At 55.6% G+C, this 16,337-nt stretch carries 15 protein-coding genes; 10 read left to right on the plus strand and 5 right to left on the minus strand.

The features are described from left to right. Positions 1–49 precede the first annotated feature (49 nt). On the minus strand, positions 50–631 hold the full coding sequence (locus D777_RS05305; protein WP_227501671.1) for a hypothetical protein: 582 nt from the start codon (positions 629–631) through the stop codon (positions 50–52). A 1-nt stretch (position 632) separates the two neighbouring features. Beyond that, positions 633–911 (minus strand): PilZ domain-containing protein, encoded by a 279-nt coding sequence (locus tag D777_RS05310; protein ID WP_036129376.1) that lies wholly within the window; start codon positions 909–911, stop codon positions 633–635. Positions 912–1,095: 184 nt separating this feature from the next. Between D777_RS05310 and D777_RS05315 the strand changes: the two genes are divergently transcribed. Beyond that, on the plus strand, positions 1,096–2,112 hold the full coding sequence (locus D777_RS05315) for a Fe(3+) ABC transporter substrate-binding protein (RefSeq protein WP_036129377.1): 1,017 nt from the start codon (positions 1,096–1,098) through the stop codon (positions 2,110–2,112). Between the two features lie 146 nt (positions 2,113–2,258). After that, on the plus strand, positions 2,259–3,947 hold the full coding sequence (locus D777_RS05320) for an ABC transporter permease (RefSeq protein ID WP_036129378.1): 1,689 nt from the start codon (positions 2,259–2,261) through the stop codon (positions 3,945–3,947). On the opposite strand, the gene D777_RS05325 is transcribed toward D777_RS05320, so the two are convergent. Next, positions 3,944–4,417: a thioesterase domain-containing protein gene (locus D777_RS05325; protein WP_036129379.1), complete on the minus strand. Its 474-nt coding sequence runs from the start codon at positions 4,415–4,417 to the stop codon at positions 3,944–3,946. The genes D777_RS05320 and D777_RS05325 overlap by 4 nt on opposite strands. Positions 4,418–4,591: 174 nt before the next feature. Next, a complete protein-coding gene (locus D777_RS05330) occupies positions 4,592–6,259 on the minus strand; it encodes an AMP-binding protein (protein WP_036129380.1) in 1,668 nt (555 codons plus the stop codon). 225 nt (positions 6,260–6,484) lie between these two features. On the opposite strand from D777_RS05330, the gene D777_RS05335 reads away from it, so the two are divergent. The 3 genes from D777_RS05335 (at position 6,485) to D777_RS05345 (ending at position 9,231) form a co-directional block, all read left to right on the plus strand. Continuing rightward, positions 6,485–7,459, plus strand: coding sequence for an ABC transporter substrate-binding protein (locus D777_RS05335; protein ID WP_036129381.1), 975 nt, complete (start codon positions 6,485–6,487; stop codon positions 7,457–7,459). A gap of 65 nt (positions 7,460–7,524) precedes the next feature. Further along, on the plus strand, positions 7,525–8,427 hold the full coding sequence (locus D777_RS05340) for an ABC transporter permease (RefSeq protein ID WP_036129382.1): 903 nt from the start codon (positions 7,525–7,527) through the stop codon (positions 8,425–8,427). Between the two features lie 9 nt (positions 8,428–8,436). Further along, complete coding sequence (locus tag D777_RS05345; protein ID WP_036129383.1) at positions 8,437–9,231, plus strand: ABC transporter ATP-binding protein; 795 nt, start codon at positions 8,437–8,439, stop codon at positions 9,229–9,231. 66 nt (positions 9,232–9,297) lie between these two features. Here D777_RS05345 and D777_RS05350 read toward each other — a convergent pair whose 3' ends face one another. Beyond that, positions 9,298–10,116: a DUF6160 family protein gene (locus D777_RS05350; protein ID WP_036129384.1), complete on the minus strand. Its 819-nt coding sequence runs from the start codon at positions 10,114–10,116 to the stop codon at positions 9,298–9,300. 584 nt (positions 10,117–10,700) lie between these two features. Here D777_RS05350 and D777_RS05355 point away from each other — a divergent pair. From D777_RS05355 to D777_RS05375, 5 genes are all read left to right on the plus strand, one after another. Continuing rightward, on the plus strand, positions 10,701–12,839 hold the full coding sequence (locus tag D777_RS05355) for an adenosylcobalamin-dependent ribonucleoside-diphosphate reductase (protein ID WP_036129385.1): 2,139 nt from the start codon (positions 10,701–10,703) through the stop codon (positions 12,837–12,839). Positions 12,840–12,866: 27 nt separating this feature from the next. Next, positions 12,867–13,562 (plus strand): TSCPD domain-containing protein, encoded by a 696-nt coding sequence (locus D777_RS05360; RefSeq protein ID WP_036129386.1) that lies wholly within the window; start codon positions 12,867–12,869, stop codon positions 13,560–13,562. Positions 13,563–13,845: 283 nt separating this feature from the next. Then, positions 13,846–14,547 carry a hypothetical protein gene (locus tag D777_RS18050; RefSeq protein ID WP_036129387.1) on the plus strand — a complete coding sequence of 234 codons (702 nt, stop codon included), beginning with the start codon at positions 13,846–13,848 and terminating at the stop codon, positions 14,545–14,547. A 93-nt stretch (positions 14,548–14,640) separates the two neighbouring features. After that, entirely contained in the window at positions 14,641–15,114 is a 474-nt protein-coding gene (locus tag D777_RS05370) for a DUF6998 domain-containing protein (protein ID WP_051668971.1), read from the plus strand. A gap of 117 nt (positions 15,115–15,231) precedes the next feature. Then, positions 15,232–16,260: a DUF4062 domain-containing protein gene (locus D777_RS05375; protein ID WP_036129388.1), complete on the plus strand. Its 1,029-nt coding sequence runs from the start codon at positions 15,232–15,234 to the stop codon at positions 16,258–16,260. Positions 16,261–16,337 lie beyond the last annotated feature (77 nt).

The raw sequence follows: 16,337 nt of genomic DNA on the forward strand, positions 1-16,337 counted from the left end.
AACAAAGTGTAGCAATGTGAACCCGTTCACACGCCGACGTCAGAAAGTGTCACTCTGCGTCACACACACCATCATCAAACTCGGGAACGCGGGCTCGGAGGGCGCCTCTTGGGGCTTTGCGCACATAAACTGTATAAGGAACAGAAGAGGCGCGAAGGTAATCAATGTTACGTTTTTCGTCACCCTGACCCACCGATACCGTCTTTGGCATGCAGGAAACCGCAAGCTCAAGCTTGCCATCAATGTCTGCAATTCGGGCGCCGGGTTCAGAGGGATTTACCGCCATACAACGAGTATGCGCGGTGGCCGGAACCTTCTTCGGGAAGGAGAGATCCTTGCCGGGCTCGCCACAGGCGGCTATTCCCTCACCGCAGTTCCCCGCCCCCTCGTGGCTGGCATCCCGCAAGCGCCACACGCGCTCACTGCACTGGGTTTCAAGACGGATCGGCGTGGATTGATTGCTGCGCAACCACCAACCCGGATATTCAGCTGTTTGCCAGGTCAGCCGTACCTGGCGAGGCTCCCCCCGGGAATTCTCGGCCGGGAACATGGCGGAGTGGGAATAGTAGGAAGCACAGCCCTGGGTGAACAGAGCCATAACGAACAGAGTGAGAACCAGAAAGCGACGCATCTCACTCTCCCTCATGATCAAACTGAAGCCCATAACCATCGTTTGTTTTGCGAACGACCACCATATCCAGAACCGGAGCCGGAACCGGCAACCCCTGTACCTGCACCGTGACATGCTCACCGATCTGTGGCGTGAATGGCTCGCTCTCCACAATCACGAATACACCACCATCCGAAATATCTCGTGTAGAAAACGTGAATTCCCCATATTCCGGATGAACAACTTTCACTTTGGCAGTCATTGCCGTGCGGATGTGCTCTCTTCGATCGTTCCCACTCATGAAGTGATGTCCGTCAATTTTTTTGCATAGTTTTTATGACTTTCCGAAGCATAACACCATTTTCCTATAAATTTCGCGAACTGGCTCTTGACTACATCGTTAACACAAATGAGAATAGTTGCTGTTTTTAACTACCGGCCAATGGTCGGTGAGAAATCAACTGAAATCGTGCAAGGACAATCACATGCGAATGAAGCTCGCAGCAACTGCTGCTATCGCACTGGCCACTCTGCCGATCACCGCCAACGCTGAAGGCGAAGTCAACATCTATTCCTATCGTCAGGCCTACCTGCTGGAACCACTGCTGAATGCTTTTGAGAAAGAAACCGGCATTGAAAGCAACGTGGTCTTCGCCAAGAAAGGCCTGGCAGAGCGCCTCGAACGTGAAGGTCGGAACAGCCCGGCGGACGTTGTGATGACCGTAGACATCTCCCGAATCAATGAACTCGTTGAGCGCGATCTGGTTCAAGGGGTCAGCACCGAGACGCTGGAAAAGAACATTCCCGAAAACCTCCGCCACCCGGAAGGCAAATGGTACGCCCTGACGACCCGTGGCCGCCTGATCTTCACATCCAGGGATCGGGTCGAGGAAGGTGAAATCACCACCTACGAAGAACTGGCTGATCCCAAGTGGGAAGACCGCATCTGCACCCGTAGCGGCAAGCACCCCTACAATATCGCGCTGTTCTCCTCGATGATTGCCCATCACGGCGAAGCCGAAACCGAAAAATGGCTGGCCGGCTTGAAGAACAACCTGGCGCGCAAACCCCAGGGTGGCGACCGCGACCAGATCAAAGCGATTGCCGAGGGTGTGTGCGACGTGTCCATCGGTAACAGCTACTACTACGGCAACATGCTGCAGGATGAAAACCAGCGTCCGATTGCCGAACAGGTGCGCCTGGTGTTCCCGAATGCCGAAGGCCGTGGCACCCACGTCAACATCAGCGGCATTGCGCTTACCAAAAGTGCTCCAAACAAGGAAGAAGCCATCAAGCTGATGGAATTTCTGTCTTCGCCTGAAGCCCAGCGCATCTACGCCGAAGCCAACACCGAGTACCCGGCTAACCCGGCGGTGAAGCCGTCCGGCCTGGTTGCAGAATGGGGAGAGATCCATCCGGATGACCTGCCCCTGCACACCATTGCCGAAAACCGCAATGCTGCGGTCAAAATGGTGGATCGCGTCGATTATAACGGCGAGTAAGTCTGTTCACCCCGGGGCCAGCATCGGCTCCGGGGGCCCCTCTTCTCAATTTATTCCTGTCGGAAATGACGCTGATCATTGCAGCGGGCTGTCGAGCTGACTAAAATCGACATTCTTTCTCATTTCGATTCATGACAGGACACCGAATGACCGAGGCTGTAACCAGCATTGATCCCGGGCTCACACAGCCCCTGCTGGCCAGGCGTACCTCCAAGCGGTGGCTGATCTCTGCCGTACTGACGACCGCTGTCGTAGCCCTCCCGGTTCTCTCAGTCATATTCCTGGCCTTCTTCCCTGAAGAGAACATCTGGCCGCATCTGCTGGAAACGACCCTGCCCCGCTACCTGGTCACGACTCTGCAACTCATGGCCGGCGTCGGTGTTCTCACTCTCGTTATTGGCCTCGCGACCGCCTGGGCCGTCACCATGTGCGAATTCCCGGGCCGCAAGTTCTTCGAATGGGCCATGTTGCTCCCGTTTGCGGTTCCGGCCTATGTCATCGCGTACGTCTACACCAGCCTGCTCGACTATGCCGGCCCGGTTCAGGGGGCACTGCGGGACTGGTTTGGCTGGCAGAATGCGACGGATTACTGGTTCCCGGAGATTCGCAGCCTGGAGGGTGCCATCCTGATGATTGGCCTGGTGCTCTACCCCTACGTTTACCTGCTGGGGCGTGCCGCTTTTCTTGAGCAGTCCCCGTCGCTGTTCGCCGTCAGCCGGAGCCTGGGCCATTCCGCGCTCAGCACCTTCTTCCGGGTCGTGCTCCCCATCGCACGCCCGGCCATTGCGGTTGGCCTCTCCCTCGTGCTGATGGAAACCCTGAATGACTTCGGTACCGTGGACTTCTTTGCGGTACAGACGCTCACGGCTGGCCTGTTTGATACCTGGATGAACCTTGGCAACCTCGGTGGCGCCGCACAGATTGCGACCACCATGTTGGTGTTTGTGGTGATTCTGGTTACGCTGGAGCGTTATTCACGCCGCCGGCAACAGCAGTTCGCGGCAAGGGACAACCGGGACCCGATCCAGCGCTTCACCATGTCCATGCCACGCCAGATGATTTGCGTGGCCGTATGCGCTATTCCCGTCATCCTCGGGTTCGCGATTCCCGGCGCTACGCTGGCACTCTATGCGTGGGAGTATTTTGATCAGAGCTGGAACCCGGACTTCCTCGAGAACGCGCTGAACAGCCTGTTTTTGTCGGGCACGGCAGCCCTCACCACGCTGATCGTCGGGGTTACCCTCGCCTACAGCCGCCGTCTGCACAATACCCGCGGCATGCAGGTCCTGATGCGCCTTTCCAGCCTCGGCTACGCCATGCCCGGCGCCGTTCTTGCTGTTGGCGTGATCGTACCCCTGGCCGGGTTCGACAACTGGCTGGATAGCCTTACCCGGGAATGGTTCGGCTTCAGCACCGGCCTGCTCCTGAGCGGCACCGCCTTCGCCATGATCTTTGCGTACACCGTCCGCTTCCTGGCGGTGTCCGCAGGCAGCGTCGAGAGCGCCTTGCAGAAGATTACCCCAAGCATGGATATGGCCTCACGCTCGCTCGGCCATACACCAGGAAAAACCCTGGTACACGTTCATCTGCCCATACTTCGCGGTACGCTGATGACGGCAGCACTGGTGGTCTTTGTGGACTGCATGAAGGAGTTGCCGGCCACCCTGATCCTGAGACCATTCAACTTCGAGACACTGGCCACGTACGTGTACCAGTTTGCGTCTGACGAACGCCTGTACCACAGCGCCCTGCCGGCTCTGATCATCGTTCTTGCGGGCATCATCCCCATCATTCTGATGAGCAGATCGATCTCGAACACTCGGGCAATCGGCTAGGAGCGTGCATCCTGAACCACAAAGCGCCCCTGGAACACGGCCACCGGTTCACCTCGCGGCTCTGTTGTCGGCTCACCGCAGAACACCTCAGCGGTAAGATCGAGGCGACCTTTGCCATGCCGGGCCAGACTCTTGCGGAACCGGTCTGGCACTTCGTCGCCCGGCAGCCGGCAAATCACATAAAAATCACTGTCGACCGGATCCATGTAATCGATGGTGCCCGTCTGCACCACCACACTGCCCTTTAGTCCCAGGTCTGCCAACGCCAGCTCTGTCACTCCCCATGCGGCGGTTACGGCCACGGAATACACACTGCCGCCAAACCCGGTACCCTGATGATTGCGATTGGGCTCCAGCGGGGCATCCAGTAACAGCGCATGCCCATCCCAGGACAGCAACCGGATTCCCAGCGCCCGGGACAAGGGAATTTCATCGTTGATTCGTTTCTGGAACAAGGCCAACTGGGTCATAGCATCCTCCTGACATCGTTCCAGTTTATTCCCCAGAACCCGTTTTCCCTATGCGACTTACGTAGGGAAAATCCGATACCCCGACAGCGCCGGAAACAAAGCATCTCCAAAAAAAATCGGGCCCGGCATTTCTGCCAGGCCCGATCTCATGCTGATACTGATCCAGACGAAACGTTACTGCCAGATCACCGGCTGCCGCTTGGCGTACCAGCTATCCACTTTTGCCTGATAGGCGTCTTCGACCACGTTCCGCTTCAGCTTCAGAGTTGGCGTCAGGAAGCTGTTCTCAATGGACCAGTCGTCCTTCACCACGGTGATAAAGGCAAGCTGCTCATGAGGATCCACGGTCTTGTTGACGTCCTGGATCAACTGCTTGAAGCTGGCCTCCAGCTCTTTGCGGAAGTTTTCATCCGCCAGTTTGGGCTCCAGCTCCTCACCCAGCTTGACCAACGCGTGTGGCTGCGTCTGATTCGCCCCGGAGACACACACCATCTCGATGGCATCGTGGGACATCAGGCGATTCTCGATTGGCGCTGGCGCAATGTATTTGCCCTTGCTGGTCTTGAAAATTTCCTTGATGCGGCCGGTCAGTTTCAGGCGGCCCATCTCGTCGATCTCCCCCTTGTCACCGGTACGCAGGAAACCGTCTTCGGTGAAGGCCTCTTTGGTCTTCTCTTCGTCCTTGTAGTAACCCATCATGGTGGCCGGGCTCTTGACCAGGACTTCGCCCTGCTCACTGATCTTCACTTCCACACCCGGTGCAGCCTCACCCACATAACCGGTGCGAGAGCGGCCCGGCTTGTTCATGTGAGAGTACGCGAAGTTCTCGGACATGCCGTAGCCTTCGAGCAGCTCCAGCCCAAGGTTGCGGTACCAGTCCAATACATCGCTCGACAACGGCGCAGAGCCACTGCCAGCCAGCTTGACCTTGTCCAGCCCCAGACCCTTGAGGATCTTCTTCTTGATCACCTTGTTGAGGAGCGGAATCTTCATCAGGCGATCCAGCTTCTTTTTCGGCATCTTCTGCAGTACACCGTGCTGGAACTTCACCCACAGGCGCGGTACAGACAGGAACAGCGTCGGCTGGGCGCGCTGAAGATCCTGAACAAACGTATCCAGGGATTCGGCGAAGAACAGGTGGAACCCGGTGTAAAGCGAACCCAACTCAACAAACGTACGCTCGAATACATGGGCCAACGGCAGATACGACAGCATTCTTTCATCCGGGCCGACGCCAAGGACTTCCGTGCCGCCGGCAGCGGCAAACGCCATATTGCGGAAGCTCAGCATGACCCCCTTCGGACGGCCGGTGCTTCCAGAGGTGTAAACAATCGTCGCCAGCTCATCGGGATCGCGGTGGGTCTCGCCTTCCAGAGGCGGGAACTTGGCCACGATATCATCCCAGGTTTCGAAGTCATTCTTCGGGCTCAGCGGGTAGGATATGCAGCGAACCGATTCCGGCACGCCCGGCTTCATCATGTCCCAGTCGTCCAGCTTACCCACGAACAACACCTCACAACCGGCGTGGTCGAGAATGTAGTTTACGGTGTCTGCATTCAGGGTGGGATAAAGCGGCACGGAGATGTGGCCAGCCATCCAGATCGCCCAATCGGTCATGATCCATTGCGCGCAGTTCTTGGAAATCAGACCAATGCGGCTCTTTTCCGGTAGGTTCAGGGATTTCAGGTAAGCCGCCATACGCCGCGCTTCATCAACGGCCCGCGCCCAGGTGTACTCAACCACCTTGCCGTCGCCGATGGGCTGGGTCATATACAGGGAGTTGGCCTTGGCCTTTTCCCAGTGATAGACCATATCGAGGGGAAGTTTGTTCGTTGTGTCCATGGATCTTCCTTGCATTCGTTGTTCGAGTTGTAAGGGCTTATTATTAGACTTTCGTAGGGTATTTCAACACACTATAGCCGGTCAAAACGTGACGCAAGCAAAAAGGTTCCCAAAAACAACTATTCCTTTAAATACCGCGCGCTACCGTAAGAACCCCTACTCCTCACAGGCGCTCGCTGTGGTAAACTTTCGCGCTTTCGTTTAACCCGATTCGGAGAACGCCACATGGCCAAGAAAACCCTGCGCACCCTGGTTGGTGCCTCGTTGCTGGCAGCCGCCGGCCTGGTGCAGGCGCAAGAACCCGCTACCGTTGCCATCACGCAGATCGTCGAACACCCCGCGCTGGATGCCGTATACCAGGGAGTTAAGGACGAACTCGCCGAGCAGGGTTATAAGGAAGGCGACAACCTGACGGTTATGCACGAAAGCGCACAGGGCAACGCCGCCATCGCATCCCAGATTGCCCGCAAGTTCGTGGGTGAAAGCCCAGACGTTATCGTGGCCATTGCGACACCCTCCGCCCAGACCGTTGCCGCAGCAGCGAGGAACATTCCGGTGGTGTTCTCGGCCGTTACCGATCCGGTCGGCGCCAAGCTGGTAAAAAGCTGGGACAAGCCTGGTGCCAACATCACCGGCGTCAGCGACATGCTCCCCATCGACAAGCACCTGGACATGCTCCAGCGCGTCATGCCGGATGCCAAGCACATCGGTACCGTTTATAACCCGGGTGAGGCAAACGCGGTTTCCTTGGTAGAAATGCTTCAGGAAAAACTGGAAGCCCGAGGCCTTACTCTGGAAAAAGCCGCCGCCACCAAGACTTCCGAAGTCCTCGGTGCCGCCCGCTCCCTGGTGGGCAAGGCCGACGCCATTTACCTGACCACAGATAACACCGTCATCAGCGCCGCAGAAGCGGTGGTGTCCGTTGGCGAGCGCGCCGACATTCCCGTATTTGCCGCCGATACGGCTACCGTTGAGCGTGGCGCCGTTGCCGCCATGGGCTTCGACTACTACAACCACGGACGCCAGACCGGCAAGATGGTTCTGCGGGTTCTGCAAGGCACCAAGCCTGCGGATATCCCGGTTGAGACCATGAGCACGCTTGATCTGTTCGTGAACCCGGCCGCCGCCGAGCGGATGGGCATCACTCTCTCCGACGATCTGATCGCGGAAGCCAAGGAAGTCGTCAAGAGCGACAAGTAACGCCTGACCCGAACGGGCGGACCCCACAAGGGCCCGCCCGTTTTCTTTCACAGTGAATATTACCCATGCTCAGTGAAATCGCTTTCTACGGTGCCGTTGAAACCGGCCTCATCTACGGCCTGGTTGCCTTCGGCATCTACATCTCTTTCCGGGTTCTGGACTTTCCGGACCTGACCGTTGACGGTAGTTTTCCCCTCGGTGCCGCCGTGGCCGCCGTTCTCATCATTAGCGGATGGAATCCATGGATTGCCACCGGCGCAGCCGTACTAGCCGGCATGGCCGCCGGTGCGGTGACCGCCATGCTGAACGTCAAGCTGAACATCCTGAACCTGCTGGCGTCCATCCTCACCATGATTGCGCTGTATTCCGTGAACCTGCGCATCATGGGCCGCCCGAACGTCGCACTGCTGACCGAAGACACCGTACTCACCCCCTGGTATGACCTCGGCCTGGCCTACCATCAGGTACCGGTGCTGCTGTTCATTCTTGTGGTGATTGTCGCCTTTATCCTGCTCTGGCGCTTTATGAAGTCCGAGACCGGCCTGGCCATGCGGGCCACCGGTGCCAACGCCCGAATGGCCCGCGCCCAGGGCATCGCCACGGGCGGCATGATCATTCTCGGCGTCGCGCTCTCCAACGGTCTGGTCGGTCTGGCGGGGGCGCTGTTTGCGCAGAGCCAGGGCGCAGCGGACGTCACCATGGGCGTGGGCGTGATCGTTATTGGCCTGGCCTCACTGATTGGTGGTGAAGCGGTGATTACACCCTCAACGGTTGTACGCGCCCTGCTTGCCTGTGTCTTCGGCGCCATCATCTACCGCCTCGCCATCGCGTTTGCCCTCAATGCAGACGTTCTCGGCCTGCAAGCGCAGGACCTCAACCTGATCACCGCCGTGCTCGTGACCCTGGCCATCGTTCTGCCTGGCGTACGCACTTCAGTGATGAGCAAACTTTCCCGGAAAAAGGCGTAAGGGGGCGACATGATCAGTGCAAGCGATCTCCGGCTGACCTTTGGTAAAGGAACGCCTCTGGAAAACCCCGCACTCCGGGGCATGAGCCTGACGGTTAACCAGGGCGAATTCGTTACCGTGATCGGCAGTAACGGTGCCGGCAAGTCCACCTTCCTGAACGCCCTCGCCGGCGAAGTGATGGTGGACAGCGGCGAAATCATCGTCGATAACACCGACGTCACCAAACTGCCCACTCACAAGCGCGCCAACCGGGTTGCCCGCGTGTTCCAGGATCCGCTGGCCGGCACCTGTGAAGGCCTGTCCATTGAGGAAAACCTGGCCCTGGCGATCAAGCGCGGCCAGCGCCGCGGGCTCACCGCCGCGGTCAAAAAGCAGTACATGGAAAAATTCCGGGACAGTCTTTCCTCCCTGAAACTGGGTCTGGAAAACCGGCTCGGCGACAAAATGGGCCTGCTCTCCGGTGGCCAACGCCAGGCTGTCAGCCTGCTGATGGCGAGCCTCACGCCCTCCAGCATCCTGCTGCTGGATGAGCACACCGCCGCCCTGGACCCGAAAACCGCCGCTTTCGTTCTGGAGCTGACGGAGAAGATCATTGAGGAGCAGAAGCTTACTGCCCTGATGGTCACCCACAGCATGAAGCAGGCGCTGGAAGTTGGCAGCCGCACCGTGATGCTGCATCAGGGACAAGTGGTTTTCGACATCGCCGGTAAGGAACGGGAAGGTTTGGAAGTCAAAGATCTTCTTGGTCTGTTTGAAAAACAGCGTGGCCTTTCCGTGGATGACGACAGCCTTCTGCTGGGCTGAAGCCAACGGCTATGCCACAAAAAAAGCGGGGCCAGGCCCCGCTTTTTTATGCGCTTGAGATCGCGATCAGTGACCGTAGATCCGCATCGCCGTGTTGGTAATTGCCAGGTTATCCATAGCAATGGAACCAATCGACGTACCACCCACAATCACACCACCGACGCGGATATCCGCCTCGAAGGTATTGAGGTCGATCGCCAGGCTATCCACGCCGGCGTTGTTCGGCGCCTTGTAGATATCCATGTCGACATTGGCGAACAGATCCAGCGGCTGAGGCGCCTGCAGATCATAGTTCGCACCGGTGAGCTGGAAGTCCTCGATACCAAGTGCCAGGAATGGAACATCAAAGTCCATGTCATCGATGGCGATGTCGGTCTGGAAGTTCAGCTTATCCGTCGCGGTATCCACACGGATCGTGCCGGAGCCGATCAGCGCGTCCATCCGGAAGTTATCCAGGATGGTGGTGCTGTCAGCAGACACAGCGCTGGTCAGGTTCCAGGCGCCAGTGGCTACGGTCAGATCCACCGCACCGAACGCCATCGGCAGAATGTTGATGATGGCATCACCATCCTGGGCGATATCAATGTTGATACGCACGTTATCCAGCAGATCAGACGGCGCACCACCAGTGAGATTGAACCCCAGCTCGGCAAAGTAGTCCGTCCGGTTGCCACCACCGACGGAGATGTCGTTCACTTCCAGTGAACCTTCATCGGTGTAGATGAACCGGTCGATGTTGACCTTGGTTTCGAGCTCAATGGTCACACCGGCCTGACCGGTAATGTTTCCCATCGAGGCTTCGTCCAGCATTTGAATCTCCGCCATGGCCACGGGTGGCGCACCCGCAACACACAGCGCCAGCAAAGAAGGTTTCAGGCCTTTCATTTGTTGTTTCCTTTTATAGTGGTTATCACTTCCTGTGGGCCACTGCATAAATCGACGCCACGTTAATACTTTAGCGACACGTTGTCGTTGGGTACGTGCAGGTGTCACATACTTAGTTCAGACTTCAAACGAACCCGCTGAAGAGTCCATTTTTTAACCACAAGATATAGTGGCAAGCGCCTACACCGCCGCAAACCCGCCAACGGCGGCATTTCCTCGGGATGCAAGCCCACTTTGATTGATTTTCTTTGCGCCATCGCGCTCTTCAATAGTTCCGTTCTTATTCACAGACCACTATATCCTGTTATACTTTCCAAAAAATAAGCCCACATATAGGGCCACAGACTTCCAAGCCACATAGCCTGCGAGCTGTGGGGCAATCGGCCACAGCCAGGCCGACAACAATGATCCAAAGCTAAAACAGACTCCGATACGTATGCCTCATGGCATCGTGCGGCCACCATATCTAGTGGTTGCACACAAACAATCGGACAATCTGACAAAAACGTGAATTTGAAGGGGTACAGGCTGTCCAAACGACAGTGCTGTCAAATCAGTACATACTGGGAAGACCGAGGGTGGCAATGAACGCTAAGGCACAGGCAGTGATCACAACGATTCCGATGCAGGAAGCTTCGCTCGACATCTGGAACAGCAAATATCAGCTGAAAACCAAGACTGGCGAGCCCGTAGACAAAGACATCAACGCGACCTACGAGCGGGTGGCCAAAGCCCTCGCGGAAGTCGAGAACAAGTCCGTGCGCACCAAGCACATGAAAGACTTCATCTGGGCGTTGCAGAACGGTGCCATTCCGGCGGGCCGTATTACGTCCAACGCCGGCGCGGAAGCTCACAAGCCTGCCACCTCCACCATTAACTGCACCGTGTCCGGAACCGTTCACGATTCCATGAACGACATCCTGGAGAAAAACCACGAAGCGGGCCTGACCCTCAAGGCCGGCTGCGGTATTGGTTACGAGTTCTCTACCCTGCGCCCACGCGGTGCTTACGTTGCGGGTGCCGGCGCCACCACCTCCGGCCCGCTGTCCTTCATGGATATCTTCGACCGCATGTGCTTCACCGTGTCTTCTGCCGGTGGCCGCCGCGGTGCCCAGATGGCCACCTTCGACATTCACCACCCGGACATCATCGAATTCATCCAGGCCAAGCGTGAAGACGGTCGCCTGCGCCAGTTCAACCTGTCCCTGCTGATCACCGAAGACTTCATCGAAGCCGTTCGCAACGGCGACGACTGGCACCTCTCCTTCCCTGTCACCCAGAAGGAAGCCGAAGAAGAAGGCCTGGACCTGGCCGACGCTTCCCAGTTCCTGTACCGCGACTTCCCGGTTCTAGATGGCTACGTCGTTAACGACGAAGGCAAAGTTGCCTGCCGCATCTACAAAACCGTGAAAGCCCAGTTCATCTGGGACACCATCATGACCAGCACCTACGACTACGCCGAGCCAGGATTCATCCTGATCGACAAGGTCAACCAGATGAATAACAACTGGTTCTGCGAAGACATCCGCGCCACCAACCCCTGTGGCGAGCAGCCCCTGCCCCCTTACGGCAGCTGCCTGCTGGGCTCCGTGAACCTGACCAAATTCGTGGACTACCCGTTCACCGAGAAGGCCAGCTTCAACTACGAGAAGTACCGCAAGGTTGTGGGCATCTTCACCCGCATGCTGGACAACGTGGTCGAGATCAACGGCCTGCCGCTGCCTGAGCAGCGCCACGAGATCACCCACAAGCGCCGCCACGGCATGGGCATCCTCGGCCTGGGTTCCACCCTCGCCATGCTCCGCATGCCCTACGGTTCTGACGAATCCGTTGCCTTCACCGAAGAAGTCGTCCGCGAGATGGCCGTGGAAGGCTGGCGCCAGTCCCTCTCCCTGGCGGAAGAGAAAGGCGTTGCCCCGGTGATGGACGAAGACTTCGAAATCACCCCGAAGATGATGGCCAAGCGCCCGCAACTGGCCGAAGACGGCTACAAGATCGGTGACGTACTGAAAGGCAAGCTGCTTCACGCCAAGTACAGCCACTACATGCAGGAAATCGCCAAGGTAGAGCCGGAGCTGGTGAAGCAACTGGCTGAGAAAGGTGGCCGCTTTACCCACCACACCTCCATCGCGCCGACCGGCACCATCAGCCTGTCACTGGCCAACAACGCCAGTAACGGTATCGAGCCGAGCTTCTCGCACCACTACGCCCGTAACATCATCCGGGAAGGTCGCAAGACCAAAGAAAAAGTGGACGTGTTCTCCTTCGAACTGCTGGCCTACCGCCAGCTGGTGAACCCGGGCGCCATGCCGTTCTCCGAGGAAGAAGACAAGAAACTGCCGAGCTACTTCACCACCTCTGACGACGTAACGCCGCAGCAGCACGTGGATATCCAGGCCGCTGCCCAGAAGTGGGTAGATTCCTCGATTTCCAAAACGGCCAACGTTCCTACAGAATTCCCGTATCCGGACTTCAAGGGCATTTACCTCTACGCCTACGACAAGGGCCTGAAAGGCTGCACCACCTTCCGCTTCAACCCGGAAGCCTTCCAGGGCGTACTGGTAAAAGAGAAAGACCTTGAGAACACCCTATACGAGTTCACCCTGGACGACGGCAGCAAAGTAACGCTGCGTGGAAACGAACAGGTAGAATACGACGGTGAAACCCACACCGCCGCCAACCTGTTTGATGCCCTCAAAGAAGGCACCTACGGCAAGTACTGATCCGGGAACCGACACAGGACAACGAACATGACAGTCAAAATCAGCAATCAGATCGTCGGCTACCGCGTTAAGAAAGCCGACGCAGACGCAACCGAGCACCAGGCACCGGTACACGCGGAAACCAAACCCGTTGAGATGAACGAAAACATCGAACGGCCGGACTTCCTGCTGGGTACCACCTACAAGATCAAGCCGCCGGTGGCCGAGCACGCGATGTACATCACCATCAACGACATCCTGCTCAACGAAGACACCGACCACGAGAGCCGGCAGCCGTACGAAGTGTTCATCAACTCCAAGTCCATGGAGCACTTCCAGTGGGTTATCGCCCTCACCCGCGTTATCTCTGCGGTATTCCGCAAAGGTGGCGACGTGACCTTCCTGGTGGAAGAGCTGCGCTCCGTGTACGACCCGAACGGCGGCTACTTCAAGAAAGGCGGCGTATTCATGCCCTCCCTGGTGGCTGAAATCGGCGCCGTCATCGAGAAGCACCTGAAGGCCATCGGCCTGCTGGAAAACGACGAACTCAGCGAAACCACCAAGCGCATCCTCGCGGAAAAGCGCGCCGAGTTCGAAGCCAGCCAGAGCACAGCCACGAACGACGACACTAGTAACGACTACCCCGCCAACGCCACCATGTGCGGCAAGTGCAACACCAAGGCGGTGATCGTGATGGACGGCTGCGCCACCTGCCTCTCCTGCGGCGACAGCAAGTGCGGTTGAGGTGATTGACTGCAGTGAGTGACGAGAAGGCCTGGAGTGAAAACTTCGGGCCTTTTTGTTTGGTGGGCTGGAAACGTGATCGGCTTGATCGAAAAGGCCGTGATATCAGGAAAACCGAGCGTGGTGATCGTTTTTATCGAAGCTCTGAGCAAGAGCTTTGGATTCAATCTGTTGAATCTGAAGCACTTTTAATTAGATTGAGAAGTGGTCATAGTGAATATTTGGTCGGGAAATATGATCATCGCGACTGCTATACAAATGTTATGCATATAGAGGGAGTTGAATGTTCTTTGATCCGGAATTTATCGCAAAGGTGGAAGAGAAACCTATCGAAGGTCTAGTCGAGGCATGCAAGAGGGCACTCGCTGCGCAAGATGAACTAGACAACAGAGAAGAATGGACTGATGAGGAGCATGAATTACTGTGGGACGCATCGACATTCGTGGATTTAATAATAAAAGCTAACGAAATAGATTTAGATTTGGAGCTTCCTGAGCCATCGATAAATATTCACGAGAACTGCAGTGCTCTTAGAATATATCTTGAGGAGGTTGAAAAATCTCTACGAGGGGAAGCTACAAAGTTAAAAATAAATTCCTTTAAAAGGCGGTATGACAACGTGCTTAAGTCATCATTCGCCTATGAGTTTACACAAGGTGATCTTGAGCGTGTGCAATTGCTCATCAATGAGATCAGATCGCATCTCTCAGAGGTTGAGCATCTAGACCCGGGACATAAGCAACGTCTTCTAAAAAGACTAGAGAATTTACAGGCTGAGTTGCACAAACGTGTCTCGGATCTTGATAGGTTCTGGGGATTGGTAGGCGACGCAGGAGTGGTTCTCGGAAAGCTTGGTAAAGACGCCAAGCCAATTGTAGACAGAATAAGAGAAGTTGCAGAAATTGTGTGGAAAACACAGGCACGGACAGAAGAATTGCCCAGCGGCACCGACAATCCGGTTTTAGAGCAGAAAACTGATGCATAACCAGTGCAGGCACGGCGACGCCCATTACATTGCGCCTTCGGCTCCACTCCATGGGCGCGCATGCTGCAGGCGTTAGCTGTAGAGAGGGTTCGAGTGAATCTCAAGCAAATGGATGTAAAAGAGCTCTTGCAGTTACAAGCATCGATTACGAAAGAGCTCAAAAGTCGTGGAGTGGTAAGAACTCAGAATAATCCGCTGGGCGACTATACAGAGTGGCTCGTGGCAAAAGCTCTGGATCTTGATCTCGAAGCCAACTCTAAAGCAGGCTACGACGGCGTTGATAAGAACGGCACTCGCGTCCAAATAAAAGGGCGTAGAGTTACGCCTACAAATAACTCGCGCCAGCTTAGTGCTATCCGAAAGTACGAAGAAAAAGACTTCGACGAATTGGCGGCAGTAATCTACGACGAAAACTTCAATGTCATTGAAGCGTTGTTAATTCCGCATGAAGTCGTAGGTGAGTATGCCTCATTTCGAGAGCACGTAAATGCTCATATTCTAATTCTCAAAGGGCCAATTCTTAGTGACCCTAGAGTAAGATGTATAAGGCAGGCGGTATGCAGCTAACAAGGCCAAGCACAATCGTGCAATGCAAAAAAGCGCATTGCACTGGACAGCCTACGCTGCGCTTCGGCTGCCTGTGTTGGCGGCGTTAGCCTCATTGAACTCAAAGTCTGGAGAATTATGGATAAAAAGTACCAAGTATTTGTGAGTTCCACATATGTCGATCTTTTGGAAGAGCGAAAAGAAGTAATCCAGGCTTTGCTTGAACTCGATTGTATCCCAGTAGGAATGGAGCTTTTCCCTGCGTCAGATGAGGACCAATGGACATTCATTCAATCTGTAATTGACGATTGCGACTATTACGTACTTATTCTGGGCGGGCGTTACGGCTCATGTTCTGAGTCTGGGATGGGCTATACGGAAATGGAATACCGTTACGCTCTCGAGACTGGAAAGCCAATAATTTCATTTGTCTATAAAGATCCAAGCCAGTTGGCGGTTAGCAAAACTGACCAAGACCAAGAGCTTTCCGAAAAGCTTGGGAAATTTAGAGAATTGGTTCAGAAGAAGCTCTGCAAGTATTGGGAGACACCAGCTGAACTTGGTGGAGTGGTAGGCAGGTCCCTAGTGCAGCTTAAAAAGCGCTCACCTGCGGTTGGTTGGGTAAAGGCCGATCTGCTTCCAGACGAAGACTCATCTCAAGAGATGCTTCGTCTAAGAAAGGAAATAGAAAAACTCGAAGAAGAATTAGAGCAGGCATCGTCGTCTTCAACCATCGACCAAACTAACCTTGCCCAAGGTGATGATCTATTTGAGGTATCCTTTATGGGCGAGGCCGGCGAGTTTTTTGAAAGAGTCTCAGTCCCACTGACTGCAACATATTCATGGAATACGATTTTTGGCGAGTTAGCTCCCTCTTTGATCGATGAAGAAAGCGATATTGGTTTGAAGAATAGGCTTAATGCCTTTTTATTACGAAATCATGAGGATGAAGTTCTAAGGAAGTGCCGAGGGCATCACGAGAGACCCAGTTGTGCAATTGATAGTTCATCATACGAAACAATAGTTGTTCAGCTACGTGCTTTAAACCTCATCGATAAAAGCACTAGAAACAGAAGTGTAAAAGATAAAAAAACCTATTGGTGTCTCACAACCAAGGGTGACCAAGTTATGGTGGGATTGAGAGCCATCCGCAGAGAGGATGGCTAACCAGTGGGTGAAGTCCACCGGTACTACGCTGCGCTCCGTCCCGGCGGCTTACCCAAGGCGTTATGAGTAGGTGGGGA

The organism is Marinobacter nitratireducens (assembly GCF_000708045.1).
Classification (GTDB): domain Bacteria; phylum Pseudomonadota; class Gammaproteobacteria; order Pseudomonadales; family Oleiphilaceae; genus Marinobacter; species Marinobacter nitratireducens.

What these genes read in the sequence shown, in the direction of transcription:
- D777_RS05305 (WP_227501671.1), bottom strand. Translation starts at nt 631, where the DNA reads ATGCGTCGCTTTCTGGTTCTCACTCTGTTCGTTATGGCTCTGTTCACC.
- D777_RS05310 (WP_036129376.1), bottom strand. Translation starts at nt 911, where the DNA reads ATGAGTGGGAACGATCGAAGAGAGCACATCCGCACGGCAATGACTGCC.
- D777_RS05315 (WP_036129377.1), top strand. Translation starts at nt 1,096, where the DNA reads ATGCGAATGAAGCTCGCAGCAACTGCTGCTATCGCACTGGCCACTCTG.
- D777_RS05320 (WP_036129378.1), top strand. Translation starts at nt 2,259, where the DNA reads ATGACCGAGGCTGTAACCAGCATTGATCCCGGGCTCACACAGCCCCTG.
- D777_RS05325 (WP_036129379.1), bottom strand. Translation starts at nt 4,417, where the DNA reads ATGACCCAGTTGGCCTTGTTCCAGAAACGAATCAACGATGAAATTCCC.
- D777_RS05330 (WP_036129380.1), bottom strand. Translation starts at nt 6,259, where the DNA reads ATGGACACAACGAACAAACTTCCCCTCGATATGGTCTATCACTGGGAA.
- D777_RS05335 (WP_036129381.1), top strand. Translation starts at nt 6,485, where the DNA reads ATGGCCAAGAAAACCCTGCGCACCCTGGTTGGTGCCTCGTTGCTGGCA.
- D777_RS05340 (WP_036129382.1), top strand. Translation starts at nt 7,525, where the DNA reads ATGCTCAGTGAAATCGCTTTCTACGGTGCCGTTGAAACCGGCCTCATC.
- D777_RS05345 (WP_036129383.1), top strand. Translation starts at nt 8,437, where the DNA reads ATGATCAGTGCAAGCGATCTCCGGCTGACCTTTGGTAAAGGAACGCCT.
- D777_RS05350 (WP_036129384.1), bottom strand. Translation starts at nt 10,116, where the DNA reads ATGAAAGGCCTGAAACCTTCTTTGCTGGCGCTGTGTGTTGCGGGTGCG.
- D777_RS05355 (WP_036129385.1), top strand. Translation starts at nt 10,701, where the DNA reads ATGAACGCTAAGGCACAGGCAGTGATCACAACGATTCCGATGCAGGAA.
- D777_RS05360 (WP_036129386.1), top strand. Translation starts at nt 12,867, where the DNA reads ATGACAGTCAAAATCAGCAATCAGATCGTCGGCTACCGCGTTAAGAAA.
- D777_RS18050 (WP_036129387.1), top strand. Translation starts at nt 13,846, where the DNA reads ATGTTCTTTGATCCGGAATTTATCGCAAAGGTGGAAGAGAAACCTATC.
- D777_RS05375 (WP_036129388.1), top strand. Translation starts at nt 15,232, where the DNA reads ATGGATAAAAAGTACCAAGTATTTGTGAGTTCCACATATGTCGATCTT.